Here is a 3,653-nt window from a genome sequence, read left to right as displayed (position 1 = left end):
GCCCACAGCACGCGCAGCGGCACCTCGACGCGCCGGCCGGCCGCGCGGTCGGCGCGGTCATGGTCGAGGTCGATGGTGGCCGAGGCGCGGTAGTCCTCGCAGATCGACGCCACGCTGCCCGGCAGCGCGATGCAGCGCTCGTATTCCGCGAGAGCGGCCGGATCGAAGGCCGCGAGCCCCGCATGGCGCCGCCCCATCACGCTGCGCAGGTAGAACACCGGGTCGTGGCCGATCATCCGCTCCGGCAACGGCGCCGGCTGGATCAGCGTGAACCAGTGCCAGTAGGCGCGCGCGAACGCGTCGGTCGTGCCTTCGTACATCGCGAGCGTCGGTGCGATGTCGAGCAGCAGCAGCCGCGACACCACATCAGGGTGATCCAGCGCCAGCCGGTGCGCCACCCGCGCACCGCGGTCGTGCGCGCAGACCGCAAAGCGCGCGTGGCCGAGCTGCGCCATCACGCCGGCCGCATCGCGCGCCATCGCCCGCTTGGCGTGCATCGCATGGGCGTCATCGGGTGCGGGCCGCGACGAGTCGCCATAGCCGCGCAGGTCCATCGCCACCACCCGGAAGCGCTGCGCGAGCTGCGGCACCACGCGGTGCCACATCGCATGCGTCTGCGGATGGCCGTGCAGCAGCAGCAGCGGCGCGCCCTGCCCGCCCACCCGCGTATGGATCTCGGCCCCTTCGACGGCGAAACGCCGGCTCTCGAATCCTTCGAACATGCGGCGCATTCTGGTGCGCTCGCACACGGTCGGCAAGCAATAATCCGGAAACCCATTCGTTCCCTGGAGGCATCAATGATCGAGCGCTCCGACCTCGCGCTGGTGAGCTGTGCGGCCGAGCTGGGCAGCCTGGCCGCCGCGGCGCGCCAGCTCGACCTGGCGCCGCCGGCCGTGTCGAAGCGGCTGGCGGCGCTGGAGTCGCGGCTCGGGCTGCGGCTGTTCCACCGCAGCACGCGGCGCTTGCAGCTCACGCCGCACGGCGAAGCCTTCCTCGCGCAGGCGCGGCCGCTGCTGCAGGGCTTCGAGCAACTGCAAGCCCAGCTGACCGAGCGCCACGACGAGCCGCGCGGCCTGATCCGCCTGTGCAGCTCGTTCGGCTTCGGCCACGCCTGGCTCGGGCCGCTGCTGGCGCAGTTCCATGCCGCCTACCCGCAGGTGCAGGTGCAGCTGCACCTGCGCGAGCAGCTGCCCGACCTGCGCGCCGCCGGCTTCGACGCCGCGGTGTGGCTGTGGGCGCCGCGCGATCCGAACGTCGTCACGCGCCGGCTCGCGTCGAACCGGCGCATCATCGTCGGCGCGCCTGCCTATCTCGAGCGCGCGGGTGTGCCGCAGACGCTCGACGATCTCGCGCAGCATGCCTGCCTGATCGTCAGCGAGAACGACGACCAACCCGCCGCCTGGCGCCTGCAGGAGCTGTCGCCGCGCGGCGCCGCCGTGACGGTGCGGGTGCACGGCCCGCTCGCGAGCAACAGCGGCGAGGTGGTGCGCGACTGGGCGCTGGCCGGCCACGGGCTGATGCTGCGCTCGCTGTGGGACGTGCACGAGCACCTGCGCAGCGGCCGGCTGCAGCAGGTGCTGCCGCGCTGGGCGATGCTCGATGCCGATGTGCACTGGGTGCTGCCGCCGCGTGCGCCGAACAGCAGCGTGCCGCGCCGCGTGCGGCTGCTTCAGCAGCAGCTCATTCAGGCCTTGGCGACGCCGCCGTGGCTGGCGCCTCCGGCGGCGCAGGCGAGCGCACCACCAGCGCCACGCCGACGGCGGTGAGCGCCATGCCGAGCACCATCGCCGGCGTGATCGACTCGCCGAACAGCGCCCAGGCCATCAGCGCGGTGGTCGGTGGCACCAGGTAGAGCAGGCTCGTCACGCGCGTGGCCGCGCCGCGCTGGATCAGCAGGTACAGCAGCGAGCTGCCGCCCAGCGTCAGGCCGATCACCGACCAGGCCATCGCGCCGATCAGGTGCGGGTGGAAGACGATCGGCTCCTGCTCCAGCAGCGCGATCGGCAGGCTGACCGCCAGCGCGGCCAGCAGCTGCACGGTGTTGGCGGTGCGCACGTCGCACGGCGCGACGAAGTGCTTCTGGTAGAGGGTGCCGGCCGTGATGCACAGCAGCGAGAAGGCGGCGAGCGACAGGTTCCAGGCGGTCAGCTCGCCGGCCCCCAGCTTGCGCCAGACGACGAGCAGCAGGCCCGACAGGCCGAGCGCCAGCCCGAGCCATTGGCGGCTGGAAACGCGCGATTCACCATCGGACGACGTCGACATGGCGCTCACCCACACCGCCGTCAGCACCGGCTGCAGGCCGACCAGCAGCGCGATCGTGCCGGCCCCCATGCCGGACTTCACCGCGGCCCAGACGCCGCCCAGGTAGCCGGCATGCATCAGCACGCCCGAGGCCGCGAGGTGCAGCCATTGCGCGCGGCCGCGCGGCCAGGCGGCGCGCGACAGCGCGATCCACACGCCGAAGCTGAGCACCGACAGGGCATAGCGCAGCGACAGGAACGAGATCGGCGGCGCGTACGGCATGCCGTAGCGCGCGACGATGAAGCCGGTGCTCCAGATCAGCACGAACACCGGCGGCATCGCCTGCACCAGGCGGTCGCGCGCGCTGGTGGCGCCGCCGGCGGCGCTCATCGAACCTTGGCTCGGATCTCCGGCAGCGCCTTCTGCAGGTAGTACACCATCGACCAGATCGTCAGCACCGCCGATGCGTAGATCAGCCAGGTGCCCCACAGCTGCGTGTCGACCAGGCCGAACAGCGTGCCGYGGTAGAGCAGGAACGGGATCGCGATCATCTGCACCGTGGTCTTGACCTTGCCGAGCATGTGCACCGCGACGCTGCGCGACGCGCCGATCTGCGCCATCCACTCGCGCAGCGCGGAGATCGCGATCTCGCGGCCGATGATCACGAGGGCCACCAGCGCATGCAGCCGGCCCAGGTGCACCAGCACCAGCAGCGCGGCGCAGACGAGGAACTTGTCGGCGACCGGATCGAGGAAGGCGCCGAACGACGAGGTCATGTTGAGCCGGCGGGCCAGGTAGCCGTCAGCCCAGTCGGTCAGCGCGACGACGATGAACAGCACCGTCGCGATGAGGTTCTGGTGCGGCTCCTTGACGTCGAGGTAGAACACCCCGACGACCAGCGGAATCGAAACGATGCGCGCCCAGGTCAGCAGCGTCGGCAGATTGAAGAACATGGGCGGCATTGTGCCCAAGTTCTTCAGGGATCCAGCGTGCGCGGCTTGAAGCGCTTGTCGTCGTCGAACAGGAAGGTCTCGACGAACTTCCACGGCTTGGGCAGTTTCGATACGTCGCCGAAGGGCGCGGCGCGCTTGACCGCGTCGATTGCGATCTGCGTGGTCTCGGGCGCCTGGCCCGGATAGCGCAGCACGTCGATGCGGCGCACGCTGCCGTCGGAGTTCAGTTCGACCTCGAGCACGGGAATGGCGAGCAGGATGTCGGGCGGCCGGCTCATGTAGGTRCCGTTCGGGTTCGACGCGACCATGCGCCGCGCGGCCTGCAGGCGCACTTCGTTCCAGTTGCGCACCGGCCCCGGCGCGGTCAGCTTGACGAAACCGCCGGCCGCGGGGGCTGGCGCGGCAGCGGGCGCGGGGGCTGGCGCCGGGGCGGGGCGCGATGCCGGCGCAGGCGCGGGT

Annotated in this window: 5 protein-coding genes; 1 reads left to right on the top strand and 4 read right to left on the bottom strand. The window is 71.5% G+C overall.

Annotated elements, in window-relative coordinates; translation table 11 throughout:
• Nucleotides 1-722: alpha/beta fold hydrolase (locus tag AC1D15_RS22180; RefSeq protein ID WP_477827668.1), on the bottom strand; the 722-nt coding region annotated here is incomplete at its 3' end.
• 75 nt (nt 723-797) lie between these two features.
• Here AC1D15_RS22180 and AC1D15_RS22175 point away from each other — a divergent pair.
• Nucleotides 798-1,766, top strand: a complete 969-nt coding sequence (locus tag AC1D15_RS22175; protein ID WP_465114675.1) for a LysR family transcriptional regulator — start codon at nt 798-800, stop codon at nt 1,764-1,766.
• Here the strand turns inward: AC1D15_RS22175 and AC1D15_RS22170 are convergent.
• The 3 genes from AC1D15_RS22170 to AC1D15_RS22160 all read right to left on the bottom strand — a co-directional run.
• Nucleotides 1,681-2,631, bottom strand: coding sequence for a DMT family transporter (locus AC1D15_RS22170; protein ID WP_477827667.1), 951 nt, complete (start codon nt 2,629-2,631; stop codon nt 1,681-1,683). The genes AC1D15_RS22175 and AC1D15_RS22170 overlap by 86 nt on opposite strands.
• Nucleotides 2,628-3,194: a CDP-diacylglycerol--glycerol-3-phosphate 3-phosphatidyltransferase gene (pgsA, locus tag AC1D15_RS22165; RefSeq protein WP_477827666.1), complete on the bottom strand. Its 567-nt coding sequence runs from the start codon at nt 3,192-3,194 to the stop codon at nt 2,628-2,630. The genes AC1D15_RS22170 and pgsA overlap by 4 nt, the downstream gene beginning before the upstream one ends.
• A gap of 23 nt (nt 3,195-3,217) precedes the next feature.
• Nucleotides 3,218-3,653 (bottom strand): hypothetical protein (locus AC1D15_RS22160; protein WP_477827665.1); only part of this gene is annotated, 436 nt, incomplete at its 5' end.

Source organism: Rhizobacter sp. P2_H2 (assembly GCF_056403375.1).
Note: the sequence above shows the minus strand (reverse complement) of the source record. Positions and strands in the feature narration are given on the sequence as shown.

Bases quoted from the DNA above. Each gene is read 5' to 3' on its own strand.
- AC1D15_RS22175 (WP_465114675.1), top strand. From the start codon at position 798: ATGATCGAGCGCTCCGACCTCGCGCTGGTGAGCTGTGCGGCCGAGCTG.
- AC1D15_RS22170 (WP_477827667.1), bottom strand. From the start codon at position 2,631: ATGAGCGCCGCCGGCGGCGCCACCAGCGCGCGCGACCGCCTGGTGCAG.